This is a genomic window from Massilia sp. IC2-477, assembly GCF_020707265.1.
Classification (GTDB): domain Bacteria; phylum Pseudomonadota; class Gammaproteobacteria; order Burkholderiales; family Burkholderiaceae_D; genus Telluria.
In genome coordinates, this window is sequence record NZ_JAJFEQ010000018.1 from 36,673 (window position 1) to 56,073 (window position 19,401).

A 19,401-nucleotide genomic window follows, 5' to 3' on the forward strand; every position below is an offset into this window, starting at 1 on the left:
GACAAGATGTTACACCTGTAACAAGGGATCGGCTGTTGGATGAAGTATAATTTTGCGCTCATCCGGCTCAGCCATTCCAAATGTTGACAATCCTGACGTACCCGACCGGGGCGCTGCCAGAGCGGGCCGCCCCATGATCTTGCCACTGATGCTGCGCGGCCTGTGGGCCTATCGCGGTTTCGTGCTGGGCAGCGTCAAACGCGAATTCCAGTCGAAATACGTGAACGCGATGCTGGGCGCCGTCTGGTCGGTGCTCAGCCCGCTCGCCATGATCCTCGTGTACACCGTGATCTTTTCCGAGGTCATGCGTGCCAAGCTGCCGGGCAACGATTCGAGCGCCGCCTATTCCATCTACCTGTGCGCCGGCATCCTGACCTGGGGCCTGTTCGCCGAGATCGTCGCCCGCGGGCAGAACATGTTCCTCGAGCAGGCGAATCTGCTGAAGAAGATCAGTTTCCCGCGCATCTGCCTGCCGGTCATCGTGGTGCTCAATGCGCTGGTGAACTTCGGCGTCATCTTCGGCCTGTTCGTGGTGTACCTCATCGTTTCCGGGCACTTCCCGGGCGCCGTCTTCTTCGCCATCATCCCGTTGCTGCTGCTGCAGATCCTACTGGCCATCGGTCTCGGCATGGTGACCGGCATCCTGAACGTGTTCTTCCGCGACGTCGGCCAGTTCGTGACGATCGCGATGCAGTTCTGGTTCTGGCTCACGCCCATCGTCTACCCGGCTTCGATCCTGCCGGAAGAAGTGCGCCTGGTACTGCTCTACAACCCGATGGCGCCGATCGTGCAGGCGCACCAGGCGATCCTGGTCGAAGGCCGCCTGCCAGACTGGCACGCGCTGGTTCCGGCGACCTTGCTGGCCCTGCTGCTGTGCATCCTGGGCCTGCGCCTGTTCCGCAAGCGCTCCGGCGAAATGGTGGATGAACTCTGATGGGCACCATTGTCGTGTCGAACCTGGGCAAGGCCTATAAACAGTATCCGACGCGCTGGTCGCGCCTGGGCGAATGGCTGCTGCCCTTCCGCGGGCAGCGCCACAAGCTCAAGTGGGTGCTCACTGACATCAACTTCCAGGTCTCGCCGGGCGAAGCCGTGGGCCTGATCGGCATCAACGGCGCAGGCAAGAGCACGCTGCTGAAACTCATCACCGGCACCACGCAGCCCACCACCGGCAGCGTCTGGATGGAGGGGCGCGTGGCCGCGCTGCTCGAACTGGGCATGGGCTTCCATCCCGACTTCACCGGGCGCCAGAACGTCTACACGGCCGGCCAGCTGCTGGGAATGACGGTGGACGAGATCACGCAGCTGATGCCGCAGATCGAGGAATTCGCCGGCATCGGCGAGTACATGGACCAGCCGGTGCGCGTGTACTCGAGCGGCATGCAGGTGCGCGTGGCCTTCTCGGTGGCCACGGCGCGCCGCCCGGACATCCTGATCGTCGACGAAGCCCTGTCGGTGGGCGACGCCTACTTCCAGCACAAGTCCTTCGACCGCATCCGCCAGTTCCGCAAGGAGGGCACCACCCTGCTGCTGGTCTCGCACGACAAGCAGGCGATCCAGTCGGTGTGCGACCGCGCCATCCTGCTCGACGGCGGGCGCCTGGCCAAGGAAGGCCGGCCGGAAGAGATCATGGACTACTACAACGCCATGATCGCGGAGCGCGAGAACGCTCAGGGGCGTGACACCGTGCGCCTGCAGGAAACCGAAGGCGGCAAGGTGCAGACCATCTCCGGCACCGGCGAAGCGAGCGTCAGCGATATCGCCCTGCTGGACGAGACCGGGCAGCGCGCCGAAGTGGTCGACGTGGGCGCCGCCGTCACGCTCGAAGTGCGCGTCAAGGTCAATGCGCCGATCCCGCGCATGGTGCTGGGCTACATGATCAAAGACCGCCTCGGCCAGCCGATGTACGGCACCAATACCCACCTGAAGCAGCTGCCGCTCGAGAACGTCGCGGCTGGCGAGGAAGTGGTGTACCGCTTCGCCTTCCCGATGAACCTCGGCCCCGGCACCTATTCGGTCGCGACCGCGATCGTCAGCACCGAGACCCACCTGGTGAACAACTACGAATGGCGCGACCTGGCGCTGGTGTTCACTGTGATGAACATGCGCCGCCCCCACTTCGAGGGCTCGGCCTGGCTCGACCCGGCCATCGACATCCAACGCACATGACACTTATCTCCTACTCGCAGAATTCCGAAGACGTGCTGCTGTGGCGCGCGCTCGGACACGTGCAGAACGGCTTCTACATCGACGTCGGCGCCAACGACCCGGAAGAGCATTCGGTCACCAAGGCCTTCTACGACGCCGGCTGGCGCGGGATCAGCATCGAGCCGCTGCCCTCCTTCCACCAGGCCTTCCTCGAGCAGCGCCCGCGCGACGTCAACCTGGCGATTGCGGCAGGCGCTGCCAACGGCGAACTGACCCTGTACGACACCCCGCAGGTGCGCGGCTGGGCGTCGCCGGAAGCATCGGTGGCCGAGCTGCATCGCTCCGAAGGCCATGAAGTGGTCGAGATGACGGTGCCGGTGCGCACCCTGGCTTCGGTGTGCGAAGAGTACGTGCGGGGTGACATCCACTTCCTGAAGATCGACGTCGAAGGCTTCGAGGGCGAAGTCATCAAGGGCATGGACTTCGCGCGCTGGCGCCCGTGGGTGCTGGTCATCGAAGCGACGCTGCCGAACAGCCGCGAGACCAACCACGCGGCCTGGGACGCCCTCGTCACCAGCCAGGGCTACCGCTTCGTGTGGTTCGATGGCCTGAACCGCTACTACGTGGCGGACGAGCACCCGGAACTGCTGCAGCACTTCGGCATCCAGCCGAACGTGTTCGACGAATTCATCTCGCACCACCTGGACAAGGCCTGGAAGAACGGCAAGGCGCTCGACAAGCAGCTGCGCGCCACCCAGGAAGACGCGAAGAAGCTGTCGGCCTGGCAGCGCGAACTGGAGACCCAGCTGAACGACCGCGCCGCCGAGCTGAAGGCACGCAACGAGCAGCTGCACGCCAGCATGGCGCAGGCGCTCGAGCTGGAGGAGCAGTTGCGCGTCACCCGGCTGCAGGTCGAACAGGCGGAAGAAGCCAAGGCCCTGCTGCAGGACAAGCTGGTCGAGGCCCACGACGCCAACCGCCAGATGTCGCAATGGGCGCACAGCCTCGACGAGCGCCTGCGGGCCACGCTGTCGAGCACCTCGTGGAAGCTCACCAAACCGGTGCGCGCCCTCGGCCTGCTGGTGTACTCGCTGCGCCAGCCGAAGCTGGCGCGCCGCGTGGTCAACCGCCTGACCGCCAACGAACGCCTGCGCCGCCTCGTGATCCCGGTGCTGCGGCGCCATCCGGTGATCGGCGAGCGCGTCTCGGCCTCGATCGCCGCCGTCAAGCTCGATCCGCCCCAGCAGGCGCCGGCCGGCATCGAGGTCCCGGAAGAACTCAAGGGCCTGCCGGTCTCGGTCCGCAAGGTGCTGGCCGACCTGCAGCACGCCAAGGCCAAACAGCAGGCAGGACAATAAATGCGTATCGTCATCGACTTCCTCGACCACCCGCAGCCGGAACCCGCGCTGCTTGCGCTGGCGCGCGAGCTGGCAGGGCACGCCAGGGACCACGAACTGTGGATCGCGGCCCCGTCCGCGCCCGAAGGCGCCTTCGACGCCCTGCGCCTGGCCTTCGACGGCCTGGTGCCGCGCCGCCGCGTGCGTCCCTTCACCCTGCCCGCCGAGCCGCGGCTGGCGGCGCTGCTGCGCCACCAGGCGCTGGCCAGCCTCGTGCCGGACGTCGTCGTCATGGCAGGCAGTACGCCGGCCGCGGACAGCTTCGCCAGCGTGGCGCTGGACGGCACGGCCGAGGCATTGTGGCAGCGCGTGCGCGACGCTTCGGCGCCGCTTGCTGGAGCGCCCGGCAACAAGCCGCGCCTGGCCTACGTGTCGCCGCTGCCGCCGGAAAAATCCGGCATCGCTGACTACAGCGCCGAGCTGGTGCCGGAACTGGCCAAGTACTATGAGATCGAGCTGATCGTCGAGCAGGACCGCGTGAGCGACGCGCGCGTCGAGCGCTTCACGCAGCGCAGCGCGGCCTGGCTGCGCGAGCATGCCGCGTCCTACGACCGCGTGCTCTACCACTTCGGCAATTCGCCGGCGCACCGCCACATGTTCGAGCTGATCCGCGACGTGCCGGGCGTGGTGGTGCTGCACGACTTCTACCTGTCGAACGTCATCGAGCACCTCGAGAACATCGACTATCTGCCGCTGGGCTTCACCAAGGCCTTGTACGAGTCGCACGGCTACACCGGCCTGGCCGGCCACCTCAAGCTCGGGCGCCATCCGACCGTGTGGCAGTACCCGCTCAACAAGGGCGTGCTGGACAACGCCACCGGCATCATCGTGCACTCCGAATTCCCGAAAGGGCTGGCGGCCGAATGGTATGGCGAAGGCGCCGCCGACGACTGGCGCAGCATTCCCCTGTTGCGCGGCAAACCCGAAGGCGCCGCCTCGCCCGAGGCGCGCGCCGCGGCCCGTGCGCGCCTGGGCCTCAAGGCCGAGGACTACGTGGTGTGCAGCTTCGGCCTGCTCGGCAAGACCAAGCTCAACGAAGAACTGCTGGACGCTTTCCTCGCCTCGCCGCTGGCGGCCGATCCGCACTGCTCGCTGGTCTTCGTCGGCGAGAACGACGCCGGCAAGTATGGCGCCAACCTGAGCAAGAAGATCCGCGCCGCCAGGTGCGCGGACCGGATCCGGATCACCGGCTTCGTCGACCCGGCCACCTATGCCGACTACCTGGCCGGCGGCGACTGCGCGGTGCAGCTGCGCGGTTCCTCGCGCGGCGAGACCTCGGCCGCGGTGCTGGACTGCCTGCTGTACGGCGTGCCGACCATCGTCAACGCGCATGGCTCGACCGCCTCGATCGACGACAGTCTCCTGCTCAAGCTGCGCGACGGCTTCGCCTGCGAAGAACTGGCCGAGGCGCTGGGCCGCCTGCGCGCCGACAGCACGCTGCGCGCCCAATTGTCGCAGCGCGCCCTGGCTTACATGGAAAGCCAGCATGCACCCGGCCACGCCGGCCGCATGTGCATGGAAGCGATCGAACACTTCGCCACCCGCGGCGCCCGCGCCGGCTACCGCCAGCTGATCGAGGCCGCGGCGCGCGCCTGCCCAATGGAGTCGCTCCCGGCGCTGGCCGGCGCGATCGCCGCCAACCGCGCGGCGAGCGGCCCGCGCCAGCTGCTGGTGGACGTCTCGGCCCTGGTCCAGCACGACCTCAAGACCGGCATCCAGCGCGTGGTGCGCAGCATCCTGCTGGCGCTGATCGCCAGCCCGCCGCCGGGCTTCCGCATCGAGCCGGTGTTCGGCACCGGCGGCAACCGCCCCTACCACTACGCGCGCAACTGGGCGCTGAACCTGGTCGGCGAGACCGGCCTGTCGGTCGAGGACGCGCCGGTCGAGCTGCGCCCGGGCGACGTGTTCCTGGGCCTGGACCTGTACATCAGCGGCGTGGCCCAGAACGAGCAGCTGCTGCAGTCGATGCGCGACCGCGGCGTCGAGATCTACTTCGTGGTCTACGACCTGCTGCCGGTGCTGCGCCCGGACGTGTTCCCGTTCGGGACCGAGGACGGCTTCGCCGACTTCCTGCGCACCGTGCACCGCGTCTCCGACGGCGTGCTGTGCATCTCGCGCGCCGTGGCCGACGAGTACGCGGCCTGGACGCAAGCCCAGGGCCTGCGCCGCACCATGCCGCTGCAGCTGGGCTGGTTCCACCTGGGGGCCGACATCAACGCCAGCGCGCCCAGCACCGGCCTGCCGCCGAACGCCAGCCAGGTGCTCGACGCCCTCGGCCAGCGCCCCAGCTTCCTGATGGTCGGCACGGTCGAGCCGCGCAAGGGCCATGCCCAGACCCTGGCCGCCTTCGACCTGCTGTGGGAACGCGGCGTCGACGTCAACCTGGTCGTGGTCGGCAAGCAGGGCTGGATGATGGAAGCCGTGGCCGAGCGCATGAACAACCATCCGGAAAAAGCCAAACGGCTGTTCTGGATGGCCGGCATCTCGGACGAGATGCTGCTCAAGCTCTACGGCGCCTCGGCCGCCCTGCTGTCTCCCTCGGAAGGCGAAGGCTTCGGCCTGCCGCTGATCGAGGCGGCCCAGTACGGCATCCCGATCATCGCGCGCAGCCTGCCGGTGTTCCGCGAAGTGGCGGGCGAGCACGCCTGGTATTTCGACGGCCTGGCGCCGGACGACCTGGCGCAGGCGATCGAAGCCTGGCTGGAGCGCCGGCGCGAGGGCAGCATCCCGGAATCAACAGGCATGCCCTGGCTGACCTGGAACCAGAGCGCGCGCCAGGTGCTGGCCGGCCTGGTGCGCCAGCGCTGGTACCGCACGCTGCCTCCGAGCGCGCCGGAAACGAGCATCGACGATGAGCCCGAAGGCGATGCGAAAGCGGCCTGACCCCGCGCGTAGCGCAAGCCCGCTGTGGCGCTTCGCGCTGCTGCTGGCGCTGCTTCTCGCGGCCCTGTTCGCGGCGCGCCCGGTCTCGCTCAGCGGCGACATCCTCGAGTACTCGGTGAACACCGTGGGGATCGCCGCGCACGGCACGCCCGACCTGCGCATCGAGGACTTCGAGCGCACCAAGGCGCTGGCGCCGGAGCGCTTCACGCCCCTGTTCGCGATGCTGCAGGACGAAATGCGGCGCGGCGTGCAGGACGTCTACCCGGCCTTCCAGCGCGGCAGCAGCGGCCATGTCTACAGCGTCCACTTCTTCGGCTATCCGATGATGGCGGCCCTGCCCCTGCGCCTGCTCGAAGCGCTGGGACAGGAGCCGTTCAAGGCCTTCCAGGTAGTCAACCTGGTCTTCGTGTTCATCCTGGGACTGGCCCTGCACCGCTTCTTCGGCGCGAGCGGGCGCGCGGCCCTTGCCCTGGCGCTCTTCATGCTGTGCGGCGGCGTCCTGTACTGGAACTGGTCCAGCCCGGAAACCGTCGGCGCAGCAAGCCTGCTTGCCGGGCTGCTGCTGTTCACGGCCGGCATGCCGGTGGCGGGCAGCGTGCTGGCGGGCCTGGCGGCCCAGCAGAACCCGACCATCGTGTTCTTCTTCCTGTTCGCGCCCTTCATTCGCGCCGCTGTCGGACGGATGCAGCCGATTCCACCGGTATCGCTGGCGCGCCTCTTGAGCGCCCTCGGCCTCGGCCTGGCGGTGGCGGCGGTGCCGGTGCTGTTCAACCTGATCGAATACGGGGTGCCGAACCTGATCGCCAGCCGCTTCTCGCGCGCCTCCCTGATCAGTACCACGCGCCTGGTCTCCTTCTTCTTCGACCTGAACCAGGGCATGATCCTCGCGATTCCCGGCGTGCTGCTCGGCTTGCTGCTGGCGCGCGGCGCCGCGCTGCGCCTGCTGCTGCTGTGCTTTGCGTTGACGCTGGCGCTGGTGCTGCCGGCGCTCGCGGTGATCAACTGGAACTCGGCCGCCGCCGGCCCGATGCGCTACGCCTTCTGGGCTGCGATGCCGCTGCTGTTCGCGCTGCTGGCCATGCTGCGCGAACTGCGCCGCTGGCGCGTGGCGGCGCTTGGCGCCGTGCTGCTGGTCCAGGGTGCGGCGATGGCCCACGCCGTACGCTACGAATACAATGAATTCAGTCCGCTGGCGACACTGGTGCTGCGCCACCTGCCCCGGCACTACTACCCCGAGCCGGAAATCTTCGCCGAGCGCATGGCCCACCACGACAACTGGGTCGAGCCCGACCGGGTCCACAGCTTCCATGTGGACGGCTGGCGCTTCCGGACCCTGGTCAACGACGGCGACCCGCATGCGGCGACGAGCCTGTGCGGCCCCGGCGCGCAGCTGGCGCCCGACAACGCGTTTACGCGCAGCTCGCGCGGCTGGCGCTACATCGACGGCCAGGTCGTGTGCCTCGCCAGGGGCGTGCGCCAATATACGTGGCTGGTGGACGACATCGTCGCCGGCGGCCCGGTCGTGCTGGGCGCCGGCTGGCGCGGCCGCGAAGCTACGGGAATCCCGTCCGACGGCATGCGCTCGCAGCTGCGCCTGCGTACGCCGCAAGGCATCCGTCCCGCCGCCCTGGTACTGCGCGGATCGTACGCGACTGCAGGCGGGCGGACCCACGTGACTGCCGGCGGCGTCGACCTCGGCTGGCACGCGCTCGATGCGGCGCCCGTCATCGCACTGCCCGCGGCCGCGCAAGCCGCCGTACTGGACCTCACGCTCGAACATGAAGCCCCCGGCGCTGTCATCCTGCAGGAAGTCAGCGTCCGGCCATCCACCGGAAGTACCCCATGAACGCACCTTCGACCACCCACATGAACCTGTCCGCCGCCGGCGCCGACGCGAGCCTTGCAGCCCTGGCGGCGGCCGGCGCAATCGCCGTCGTGATCCCGAGCTACAAGGTCACCCGCCACATCCTGGGCGTCATCGCCGGCATCGGCCCGGAAGTCACGCGCATCTACGTGGTCGACGACAAGTGCCCGGACAATAGCGGCGCCTTCGTCCGCGAACACTGCCGCGACCCGCGCGTCGTGGTGCTCGAGCATGCCGAGAACCAGGGCGTGGGCGGCGCCGTGATGACCGGCTACCGCGCCGCGATTGCGGACGGCGCCAAGGTGATGGTCAAGATCGACGGCGACGGCCAGATGGACGGCGCCCTGATCCCGAACTTCGTGGCGCCAATCCTGGCCGGCGAAGCCGACTACACCAAGGGCAACCGTTTCTTCAACCTGGAACGCATCGGCAGCATGCCGCCGCTGCGCCTGTTCGGCAACGCCGTGCTGTCCCTGATGACCAAGCTGTCCTCGGGCTACTGGGACCTGTTCGACCCGACCAACGGCTACACCGCGATCCACGCCGACTGCGCCCGCTTCCTGCCCTTCGACAAGATCAGCAAGCGCTACTTCTTCGAATCGGACATGCTGTTCCGCCTGAACATCCTGGGCGCGGTGGTGGCCGACGTACCGATGGACGCCGTCTACGGCGACGAGGTCAGCAACCTGAAGATCTCGAAGATCGTCACCGAATTCCTCAGCAAGCACATCCGCAACTTTGGCAAGCGCATCTTCTACAACTACTACCTGCGCAACATGTCGGTGGCTTCGATCGAGCTGCCGCTGGGCATCCTGCTCACCGCCTTCGGCACCATCTACGGCCTGTCGCACTGGATCGCCTCGGCGCGCTCGGGCGTGGAAACGCCGGCCGGCACCGTCATGCTGGCGGCGCTGCCGGTGATCATGGGCGTGCAGCTGATCCTCGCCTTCCTGGCCCACGACGTGGCCTCGGTGCCGCGCTACCCGCTGCACAAGAAGACCCTGTTCCGCAGCAAGCCGGCCGCGCCTGCGGCGGATCCGGCTGCATGAGCATGTCCGCACTGGCTTCCAAACTGCTCAGCCGCCAGTTCGCCGTCTTCCTCACCGGCGGCCTGCTCTGCGCCCTGACCGACATCGGCCTGATGCAGCTGCTGCTGCAGTACGGTGTCCAGGCCACCGCCGCGGCCAGCGCCGGCTTCGCGGCCGGCCTGCTGGTCAACTACGCCTTCCACAGTCGTGTTACCTTCAATGCTGCGGCCAATCCGGCCAACTTCGCACGCTACCTGTGCGTGGTTGGGGTCAATTATCTGTTGACCATTGCCTGCGTAGCTGGCGCGGAAGCCGCCTTTGCCAACCCGCTGGCCGGGAAGCTGCTGTCGCTGCCGCTGGTGGCGGTCAACGGCTACCTGCTCAGCAAATACTGGATCTTCAAGTGATGCAAGCCCTGCGTTTTGCTCCCGTCCGGAACGACCCCGCCGCCCTGGCCCAGTACGGCGCCCTGTTCGCCGCCTGCTTCCCCGGCACCGACAAGTTCACGCCGGCCTACCTGGACTGGCTGTACGTGGCCAATCCGGATGGCGCCGCGGTCGGCTACGACGCCTGGGACGGCGAGCGCCTGGCCGCGCACTACGTGTGCGTGCCGGCGCGGGCCTGGATCGAAGGGCAGGAAGTGCGGGTGCTGCTGTCGCTGAACACGGCGACCCACCCCGACTACCAGGGCAAGGGCCTGTTCACCAGGCTGGCGGCGATGACCTACGAGGCGGGCCTCGAGAACGGCTTCGACGGCTGCTATGGGGTGGCCAACGCCAACAGCACCCCCGGCTTCGTGCGCAAGCTGGGCTTCCAGCTGGTGCGCCCGCTGGAAGCGCGCGTCGGCCTGGGTGCGCTGCGCCATGCACCGAAACCGGCGGCGAGCGCGCTCTCGTTCGAGCGCCGCTGGAGCCCGGAAGCCCTGGCCTGGCGCTGCGCCAATCCGCACAACCGCGTCTACCGGGGCCATAGCGGCAGCCGGCTGCAGTTCCACGCCGCCGCCGAGAAGGGCGTGCCGGCCTATGCCGAACTGGACAAGGCAAGCGTCGACGTCCAGCTGGACGGCCGCGATCCATCCGCCTTCCCGCTGCGCCTGTTCATCGGCCTGGCGCCGGACGCGACCAGCAATTACTGGAACTACGCCAGCATCCCGCAGCGCCTGCGTCCCTCGCCGCTGAACCTGATCTGGCGCGCCTTCAATGGCCGCGTGCCCCAGCTCGACCCGGCGCGCATCCAGTTCACCTTCCTCGACTTCGATGCCTACTGACACCGCGCACGCCGCGCTGTTCCTGTTCGCGCACCAGGACGACGAGTTCGGCGTGTTCCAGCGCATCCTGGACTGCCGCCGGCGCGGCCTGCGCGTGGCCTGCGCCTACCTGACCGACGGCCAGACCGCCAGCGCCAGCGCCGCCCAGCGCAACGGGGAGTCGCTCGCGGTGCTGGCGCGCCTGGGCGTGGCGCCGGACGACGTGTTCTTCGCCGGCGCCGAGCTGGGCATCGGCGACGCGCGCCTGCCCCTGCACCTCGGCCGGGCGGCGCAGTGGCTCACGCGCTGGCTGGACCGCTACCCGCTCATCGACTCGCTGCACGTGACGGCCTGGGAAGGCGGCCATCACGACCATGACGCCCTGCACGCGATGGCCGTGAACATCGCCAGCGAACGCGGCCTGCTGGGCCGCACCCGGCAGTTTTCGCTGTACCAGGCCAAGGGCCTGCCGGGCCCGCTGTTCCGGGTGCTGGCGCCGCTGCCGGAAAACGGCCCGGCGGTGGCGATCCGCATCCCCATGCGCGAACGCCTGCAGCACCTGAAGGCCTGCCTGTCCTATCCGTCGCAGCGCACGACCTGGATCGGCCTGTTCCCTTTCGTGCTGATGCACTACCTGGTGCGCGGCGTCGAGCAGCTGCAGCCGGTGAGCGTGGAGCGCCTGCGGGAACGTCCGCACGCGGGCGCGCTCTACTACGAGAAACGCAAGTTCTTTAGCTGGGACCAGATGAAGCAGGCGCTCGACGCCTGGCGCTGCTCCCCTTCCCTCCAATAATAACGACCCGATGATGAAGACCGACGCATTCATTCACAGCGCCCATAGCGGCGCCGACAGCGCCGACAGCAAACGGCAAAGCCTGTGGCTGGGCGCCCTCCTGGTGGCCGTGCTGGCCTGGCTGCTCTACCGCAACCTGGGCCTGAACCCGGCCATCTTTGCCGACGAGTGGTACTACAGCAAGATGGCGCGCCTGATGCCGCTCAGCGAAGCGATCGTGCCGTCCTACCTCTACCTGTGGCTGGCGCGCGGCTCCCTGTCCTGCGGCACCGAGTTCCTCGACTGCGTGCGCGTCGGCAATGCCGTGTTCTTCGCCGGCGCCGGCGCCTTCCTCTACCTGGTGGCGCGCGCCTACCTGCGCCCGCTGCTGGCCCTGCTGGTGACGGCCATGGCCCTGCTGGCGCCGGTCAACATCTATACGGCCTACTTCATGCCGGAAGCCACCTATTACTTCGGCTTCGCGGTACTGGCCTGGGTGGCGCTGTCGCCGCGTCCCTGGACGCCCGTGCTGCGCGCGCTCATTGCCGGCGTCGTGCTTGGCCTGATGAGCCTGGTGAAGGTGCACGCCCTGTTCCTGATGCCGGCCGCCAGCCTCTACCTGGCCGCGAACGCCTGGATGGCGCGCCGCGACGGCGCCGCCGGTCCGGCGATCGGCATGGCGCTCGGGTGCGCCGTGCTCGCTCCGGCATTGGCGCTCGGCATCAAGTTCGGCCTGGGCTACCTGATCGCCGGCGAATCGGCACTGAGCCTGTTCGGCAGTTTCTACAACGCCACCGCCGCCGGCAGCGCCCCGCGCTCGCGCCTGGACCTGATCGCGCCCGCCCTCATCAACGGCCGCGGCCACCTGATGGCGCTCGTCATCCTGCTGGCACTGCCGCTGGCGCTGCTGGCGCACGCCATCGTCAGCCCCACGGCCAGGCGCGAAGCCAGCCCGGCGCTCAAGCGCCTGCAGCTGTTCGCCTTCCTGATGCTGGGCTCGGCCGCCGGCATGACCATCGCCTACACGGCCTCGATCGTGGCCCAGGGCCCGCACGAGATCTTCCGCCTGCACCTGCGCTACTACAGCTTCGCTTTCCCGCTCCTGATCATCCTCGCCGCCACGCTGCTGGGGCGCCCGGCTGGCCAGGCCAGGCCGCCGCTGGGCTGGCTGGTCGCGCTGCCGCTGGCGGCGGTGCTGCTGTTCGCCCTGTCGCGCCTGCCGGGCTTCTCGACCAACCCGGTCGACGGTCCGGAAATCTCGTCCATCAAGCTGAACGAATGGACCGGCTGGCTGGTGATCGGCCTCGACCTGGCGGTGCTGGGCTTGTGGGCGGCCGGCAACCGGCTTGCCGCGCCGCTGTTCGTGTTCCTTGCCGTGCCGCTGATGCTGGTGCTGGGCACCCAGGAGACCAATCGCTTCCTGGCCCAGCTGCGCCCGGGCTGGCCGACCGACCACGGCGCCCGCTTCGCGCGCGACTATGTGCCGAAGGCCGAGCGCAACGACATCACGGTGGCCACCACCGGCATCCAGGAAGTCATGCGCGCGCAGTTCCACATCGACGCGCCGGATACCGCCATGCTCGACCTGCCGGCGGATGCGCCGATTCCGGAATACCAGATCCCCATGCGCAAGAAATGGCTGCTGGTCGTCGGCAACCATGCCCTGCCGCCGGGCCTGAGCCCGGTCAAGCAGGGCGAGGGCTACCTGCTGGTACGCCTGCCCAACGCCACCGACCGGCCGCTCGGCACCGCGCACCTGTCGCAGCCCTACGGCAGCGGCTTGCTGCGGGACGCCGAAGGCATGTCGGACGCCGAAGGCTTCGGCCGCTGGTCGGATGCCAAGCGCGTGGTGCTGCACCTCAACCAGCCGCTGCCGAAGCAGGCGCGGGTGATGCTGACGGCGATGGCCTACGGCATCAACACCACCCTGCCCTTCACGATGCACGTGGGCGAAGCCAGCAAGGAATTCCGCCTGGGACCGTCGCCGCAGGAAATCAGCCTGCGCTTCGAGACCGACGGCACGCAGCGCAGCCTGGTCATCGACGTCCCGCAGCCGGATTCGCCGTCCACCCGCGGCAGTACCGACAAGCGCAAGCTCGGCATCGGCCTCACCGACATCACCATCGCCGACGTCGGCGCCGCCGAAGCGCCCGCCCCGGCTCCGGTCCAGGCCGCGCGCTGATCCACCAAAGGGCTGAGCCGCGTCAAGCGCGGCCAGCCCTGTGTGCGCTCACGAACGGAATCCCGCACGCCATCCCGATACAGTGAATCCCAACGCGGCCGCCATTGCGGCCGCATGATCGGGACACCATGGCAACTGGATCGGAAAAAGACGAACATCTCGACAAACCGCTCGATGTACAGGGCGGCGGCCAGAGCATGGGCGTGCAAGCGGTGGGCGAAGTCGACGGCAACACCGTCTCGCCGACCGGCGGACCTGGTGTCAACCACTGGCAGGCCGGCTACATCGGCCAGCGTGGCCTGGACGACCGCGCCAACGTTTTCTTTGCCGCCGTCGAGATGACGCGCATGCCGATGCTGGTCACCGACCCCAACCAGGAAGACGACCCCATCGTGTTCGTCAACGGCGCCTTCCTCGACCTCACCGGTTACGAGGAAAAGGATGTCCTGGGCCGCAACTGCCGTTTCTTGCAGGGACCGGACACCGACCGCGCGACCGTGGACGAGGTCCGCAAGGCCCTGCGCGAACACCGTGCGGTTTCGGTCGACCTGCTCAACTACAAGGCCAACGGCGAGCCCTTCTGGAACGCGCTGTTCATCGGCCCGATCTTCGACCAGGACGGCAAGCTGCTGTATTTCTTCGCTTCGCAGATGGACATCACCGAGCGCCGCAGCATGCTCGAGTCGAACCTGCAAGCACAGAAGATGGAAGCCATCGGCCAGCTGTCGGCGGGAATGGCGCACGATTTCAACAACCTGCTGCAGGTCATCAACGGCAACCTGGAACTGGCCCTGCTCACCGCCGGCAAGCTCCCGGCCGCGGCCGACCCGATCCGCCGCGCCCAGCGCGCGACCATGCAGGCAGGCAAGCTCACCCAGCAACTGCTGAGCTTTGCGCGCAAGCAGCGCCTGGAGCAGAAGCGCGTCAGCCTGAATTCACTGGTGGTGGATTTTTCCGACATGCTGGTGCGCACCCTCGGCGACAAGCTCGAGCTGCGCCTCGACCTGCGCCCCGGCCTGCCCCCCTGCTCGCTCGATCCGACCTACCTGGAGATGGCGCTGCTCAATGTCGTCATCAACGCGCGCGACGCCATGCCGAACGGCGGCACGGTCACCGTCGGCACCGCCGTTGTGAGCGAGGAGCGGCGCCTCGCCAACCGGCTGGCGCCCGGCGAGTATGTCGCCATCTGCGTCAACGACGAAGGCGAGGGCATGCCGCCGGACGTGCTCAAGCGCGCCACCGAACCCTTCTTCACCACCAAGGGCCTCGGCACCGGCCTCGGGCTGGCGATGGTGCACGGCTTCGTCCAGCAGTCGCATGGACGCCTCGACATCGAGAGCGAAGCGGGGCGCGGCACGCGGGTGCGCATGATCTTCCCGGTGGCGCAGCAGCTGCGCGACGAGGCAGGCGGCGCCGACGGCATCGCGGCAGAGGCCGAGGAAGCCGGCCGCAAGTGCCGCATCCTGGTGGTGGAAGACAACGAGGACGTGCGCGAACTGGCCGAGGCCATGCTGGCGGCGGCCGACTACGAGGTGGTGTCGGCGCCCAGCGGCGAGCGCGCGCTGGAACTGCTGGAATCGGAAAAGGTGGACCTGCTGTTCACCGACGTGATCATGCCGGGCGGGATGAACGGCCTGCAGCTGATCGAACAGGTGCACGCGCGCCGGCCGGGGATGCCGGTGCTGGTGACCACCGGCTACATGGACGAACTGCCGGCGCGCGGGGCGCGCGACAAGTCGCTGGACGTGCTGGCCAAGCCTTACCAGCACCAGGATTTACTGGATCGGGTGCATGCGGCATTGCATGCAAGACGCGCCGCTTGATCGTAGGGTGGGCGCCGCAAATTGAGACGTCGCGCCCGTGCCGGCGATTGTTGACCGCGTGGGCGGTAGACCCGCCCACCCTACAAAAATCAGTTCGACCGTGGTCCGCCACCGAGCAGGAAGGCCAGCTTCTGCTTGCCCGGCTTGGCTTGGGCCGGCGTCGGCGTCACGGTTTCCTTGCGCGCCGCGCTCGACGGCTCGTAGGGCTTGAGGAACCACGGATCGACCTTCTCGCGGCGCGGCGTCGGGCTGTAGCCGCTGCTGCGGGCCGGACGTTCGCCGCGTTCCGCTCCACGCGAAGCGCCCTCTTCGCGACGGCCACGGCGTTCGCCGTCGCGGCCGGAGTCGCGGCTGCTTTCGCGTGCGCGCGCGGACGGCGCCACGAAGCCGGCCAGCTCGCCGCGCGGGATGGCCTGCTTGATCAGCTTTTCGATGTCGGCCAGCAGGCGCTCGTCCTTGTCCGAGTACACCGACAGCGCATCGCCCGAGGCGCCGGCGCGGCCGGTACGGCCGATGCGGTGCACGTAGTCTTCGGCGTTGTACGGCAGGTCGTAATTGATCACGCAGGGCAGGTCCGAGATGTCGAGGCCGCGCGCGGCCACGTCGGTCGCCACCAGCACTTCCACCGCGCCGCCCTTGAAGGCGTCGAGGGCGGCCATGCGCTCCTGCTGGGTCTTGTCGCCGTGGATCGCGGACGCCTTGATGCCCTTCTGCTCGAGGTGGCGCGACAGGCGCGAGGCGCCGATCTTGGTGTTCGAGAACACGATCACCTGCTTCAGGTTGCGCTCGCGGATGATGTGCTCGACCACGTCGCGCTTGAGCTCCTCGTCGACCTTGTAGACGATCTGCGTGACCTTCTCGGCGGTGGCGTTGCTGCGCGCCACTTCGATCAGTACCGGCTGGTTCAGGAAGCTGTTGGCCAGCTTCTTGATCTCCGGCGAGAAGGTGGCCGAGAACATCAGGTTCTGGCGCTGCTTCGGCAGCAGGTTGATGATGCGCTGCAGGTCCGGCAGGAAGCCCATGTCGAGCATGCGGTCGGCTTCGTCCATCACCAGCATCTGCACCTGCGACAGGCTGATGTTCTTTTGCTCGACGTGGTCGAGCAGGCGCCCCGGGGTGGCGATGACGATCTCGACGCCGCCTTTCAGGACCACGGTCTGGCCCTTCATGTCCATGCCGCCGAACACGACGGTGGAGCGCAGCGGCGTGTGCTTGGCGTAGGCCTTGACGTTGTCGGCCACCTGCACCGCCAGTTCGCGGGTCGGGGTCAGCACCAGCGCGCGCACCGGGTGGCGCGCCGGCGACATGCTGCTGTTGGCATGCGCCAGCAGCAGCTGGATGATCGGCAGCGAGAAGCCGGCGGTCTTGCCGGTGCCGGTCTGGGCGGCGCCCATGACGTCGCGGCCCTGCAGCACCAGCGGGATCGCCTTGGCCTGGATCGGGGTCGGATGCTCGTAGCCCTGGTCGGACAGCGCGCGCAGGATTTCCGGCGCCAGGCCGAGATCGGTAAAGCGCACGGTCGGCGCTTCATCGGCCTTCACCTGCTCGACCGGTACATTCAGGTCCAGCTCGGCGGTATCGGTGCTGGGAGTATTCTGGATATCAGACATATTCTTGTTGGACAGTATTTCGTTAGCTCTACGGCTGCGCCTGCGGGCACGCATCTGCCTGCACAGGAAGCTTCCAGATGGGACGGCGGGCCGGCAACCGGACCGCAGGGACCGCGGAGAGCGCCGGGCAGCGGCACGGGCAGGGGCGGACGTAGAGGCACTTTAGCGGGCTACACGATACCTGAAATCCACCCCCCTGTATATAAGGGCCTGTTTTCCGGGCATTTTCCCGTGTAAATACCCGGCATCATGCGATTCAGGGTGTCCAGCCGCGCTGCTGGGCCGCCCGCTCGGCGGCCGGGTCGAGGGTGGTGCCGACGATGCGGGCGTCGATCGCGGCCTGCACTGACGGCGGCAGGGTGGCGCCGTCGAGCCAGGCGGTGCCCGCCTGCGGCTGGGCCAGCACGGGAACCGTCCAGCGCCCGCCGCCGCGGCAGGCCAGGCCGGCCGTCGTGTCGACCACGAAGCTGCGGCAATAGCTGCCATCCTTCGACACGAAGGTGACGCCGATGCGCACCCCGGTCTCGGACGGTCCGGGACTGGCCAGCTGGCCGCCGAGGGCCTCCACCAGGCGCCCGCGCGCCACCAGGGCGCCGTCGCTGGCCTCCAGCATCACGATGCCCGGCTCGGGCTGCAGCTGCTGCCAGCCGAGCGCGCCGCCGACGGCGCCGAGCACCAGGGCGGCGCCCAGCGCCAGCCAGTGGCGCGGGGTCCAGCCTGCCTCTGCCTTCGCAGGCGGCGGTGGTGGCGGGGCCGTGCGTCCGGGACGGATGGCGTCGAGGTGGACCACCTTGCCGGTGGGTACCGGCGCCTGGCGGTGGCGGCTGCCGCCGTCGTGGCCATTGGCCGAGACGCTGAAGATATGTGAGCGGCTGTCGCGTCCGGCGCCTTCGCGCCGGTGCTGGGCGATGCGCGCGGCCAGCACCGGGTCGGCGCGCATGGCCCGCTCGACCGCTGCGCGCGCCGGCTCGGCCAGCTCACCGTTGATATACGCAATCAGGAGGTCGTCCGAGAATTTCATGCCAGCACTTGATGAGGTCTCAGGAAGTGATCAGGCCGTGTTCGTCCAGGACATCGTGCAGCAGTTCCAGCCGGATCACGGGATTGTCGAGCATGAGCATATGGTGCTTCTGCTGATTGGGCAAGGGCAGCAGTTCGCACCAGCGGTTCGCCACCCAGCCGCAGTCGTCGAGACGGAACGGCGGCTGCACCGGCCAGCGGTGGCGCGGTACGTCGTGCAGCGAGGACAGCACGCGGTCCAGGGCGTCGGAGGCGCCCTGCAGTTCGGACGGGACGCGCACCTCGTGGTCGTCCTCGACCAGCTCGGCCTCGGCCATCCACAGCCCGTTCAGGCGCTGTTCGGCGGTCACCACCGAAAAGCGCGAGCCGCCGCGGCACAGCACCTGCAGCAGGCCGGGCGAGGTGGTCGTGGTTTCGGTGACGGAAGCGATGGTGCCGGCCGCGGCGAAGCGCTCCGGCTCGCCATCCGGCTGGCGCACCTCATGTCCCTGCGTGAGCAGCACCACCCCGAACGGCGTATCGTCCGTGAGGCAGCGGCTGATCATGTCGAGGTAGCGGACCTCGAACACCTGCAGCGGCAGTACCCCGTCCGGAAACAACACCGTACTGAGCGGGAACAAGGGCATGGTTATCGTGGACATGATGCCCATCATGACAGAATCGAGGGCGAAACGGGAGCACGATTGGGCTACCGCAGCGCCCGTAGGGTGGGCGGATTCCGCCCACGCGGTGATGGTTGACAGCAAGATCATCCGGCACGAAAGCGAAGCTGTTTCGTATCACCGCGTGGGCGTTCGTAATTCCGGGCATTGCCCGAAATTACCCCGCCCACCCTACTCCGGCCCCTGCAGCGGCAGCGTCCGGATCGCGTGCGAGAAATTCCCGAGCCGCCAGCGCAGCCGCTCCATTCCCGGATCCGGCATCGGCACCACGCGCAGCCGCAGCACCCCGCCCGGCAGCAGCGGACAGGGAATCGCCTGCTCGCCCGCCGCTTCCACCGGCAGCCTGAACTCGCCGCCCGGCGCCAGCTGCACCGGCCCGAACACGAGGGGCGCGCGCGTCGCGTTGCGCAGCAGCAGCACGTCCTGCACACCCAGGGTCAGGCGCACCGTGGCGGGCGTTTCCGGTCCCCGGATTTCCAGCAGCAGCTCGTGGCTGGCGCCCCGCAGCGGCGCAAGCATGCCCCACAGCAGGACTAGCAGGATGGCGCCACTCAGGGCCGCCAGCGGCCAGTGCCGGCGCAGGGCCAGTGGGAAAGCGTGGGAATGTTGCATGAAATAAATTTTAAGCGATAATGCTGTTGTCAGACGCGCATGGTGGCGTGCGCCCCAGCACAGCAAGGATGCGTATCCTACCTTCTTCCGCGCGTTTCCGATCAACCAGCCTTCCGGCGCTCCGCGCGACTTACCCGATGCCGCAGTCCCAGCC

Annotated in this window: 15 protein-coding genes; 11 read left to right on the forward strand and 4 right to left on the reverse strand. The window is 68.3% G+C overall.

Going from position 1 to position 19,401, the window contains the following annotated elements:
- Positions 1–133 precede the first annotated feature (133 nt).
- The 11 genes from LK542_RS23790 (at position 134) to LK542_RS23840 (ending at position 15,343) form a co-directional block, all read left to right on the forward strand.
- A complete protein-coding gene (locus LK542_RS23790) occupies positions 134–934 on the forward strand; it encodes an ABC transporter permease (protein WP_307728998.1) in 801 nt (266 codons plus the stop codon).
- Positions 934–2,169 (forward strand): ABC transporter ATP-binding protein, encoded by a 1,236-nt coding sequence (locus LK542_RS23795; RefSeq protein WP_227799659.1) that lies wholly within the window; start codon positions 934–936, stop codon positions 2,167–2,169. The genes LK542_RS23790 and LK542_RS23795 overlap by 1 nt, the downstream gene beginning before the upstream one ends.
- Positions 2,166–3,506, forward strand: a complete 1,341-nt coding sequence (locus LK542_RS23800; protein WP_227813861.1) for an FkbM family methyltransferase — start codon at positions 2,166–2,168, stop codon at positions 3,504–3,506. The genes LK542_RS23795 and LK542_RS23800 overlap by 4 nt, the downstream gene beginning before the upstream one ends.
- Positions 3,507–6,428 (forward strand): glycosyltransferase, encoded by a 2,922-nt coding sequence (locus tag LK542_RS23805; RefSeq protein WP_227813862.1) that lies wholly within the window; start codon positions 3,507–3,509, stop codon positions 6,426–6,428.
- Positions 6,412–8,274, forward strand: a complete 1,863-nt coding sequence (locus LK542_RS23810) for a hypothetical protein (RefSeq protein ID WP_227813863.1) — start codon at positions 6,412–6,414, stop codon at positions 8,272–8,274. Before LK542_RS23805 ends, LK542_RS23810 begins: the two co-directional genes overlap by 17 nt.
- 20 nt (positions 8,275–8,294) lie before the next feature.
- The gene (locus LK542_RS23815; protein ID WP_227813871.1) at positions 8,295–9,341 is read left to right on the forward strand and encodes a glycosyltransferase family 2 protein; all 1,047 of its coding nucleotides are present in this window, start codon (positions 8,295–8,297) and stop codon (positions 9,339–9,341) included.
- Positions 9,338–9,727 (forward strand): GtrA family protein, encoded by a 390-nt coding sequence (locus LK542_RS23820; protein WP_227799663.1) that lies wholly within the window; start codon positions 9,338–9,340, stop codon positions 9,725–9,727. Before LK542_RS23815 ends, LK542_RS23820 begins: the two co-directional genes overlap by 4 nt.
- On the forward strand, positions 9,727–10,587 hold the full coding sequence (locus tag LK542_RS23825; protein ID WP_227813864.1) for a GNAT family N-acetyltransferase: 861 nt from the start codon (positions 9,727–9,729) through the stop codon (positions 10,585–10,587). The genes LK542_RS23820 and LK542_RS23825 overlap by 1 nt, the downstream gene beginning before the upstream one ends.
- A complete protein-coding gene (locus tag LK542_RS23830) occupies positions 10,577–11,359 on the forward strand; it encodes a PIG-L deacetylase family protein (protein WP_227813865.1) in 783 nt (260 codons plus the stop codon). The genes LK542_RS23825 and LK542_RS23830 overlap by 11 nt, the downstream gene beginning before the upstream one ends.
- 10 nt (positions 11,360–11,369) lie before the next feature.
- Positions 11,370–13,520: a glycosyltransferase family 39 protein gene (locus tag LK542_RS23835; RefSeq protein ID WP_227813866.1), complete on the forward strand. Its 2,151-nt coding sequence runs from the start codon at positions 11,370–11,372 to the stop codon at positions 13,518–13,520.
- 128 nt (positions 13,521–13,648) lie between these two features.
- Complete coding sequence (locus tag LK542_RS23840) at positions 13,649–15,343, forward strand: response regulator (RefSeq protein ID WP_227799666.1); 1,695 nt, start codon at positions 13,649–13,651, stop codon at positions 15,341–15,343.
- Between the two features lie 89 nt (positions 15,344–15,432).
- On the opposite strand, the gene LK542_RS23845 is transcribed toward LK542_RS23840, so the two are convergent.
- The 4 genes from LK542_RS23845 to LK542_RS23860 form a co-directional block, all read right to left on the reverse strand.
- Complete coding sequence (locus tag LK542_RS23845; RefSeq protein WP_227813867.1) at positions 15,433–16,953, reverse strand: DEAD/DEAH box helicase; 1,521 nt, start codon at positions 16,951–16,953, stop codon at positions 15,433–15,435.
- Between the two features lie 256 nt (positions 16,954–17,209).
- On the reverse strand, positions 17,210–17,974 hold the full coding sequence (locus LK542_RS23850; RefSeq protein WP_227799668.1) for a hypothetical protein: 765 nt from the start codon (positions 17,972–17,974) through the stop codon (positions 17,210–17,212).
- 19 nt (positions 17,975–17,993) lie between these two features.
- Complete coding sequence (locus LK542_RS23855) at positions 17,994–18,614, reverse strand: LON peptidase substrate-binding domain-containing protein (RefSeq protein WP_227799669.1); 621 nt, start codon at positions 18,612–18,614, stop codon at positions 17,994–17,996.
- Positions 18,615–18,806: 192 nt separating this feature from the next.
- Positions 18,807–19,247, reverse strand: a complete 441-nt coding sequence (locus LK542_RS23860; RefSeq protein WP_227813868.1) for a hypothetical protein — start codon at positions 19,245–19,247, stop codon at positions 18,807–18,809.
- Between the last annotated feature and the right edge of the window lie 154 nt (positions 19,248–19,401).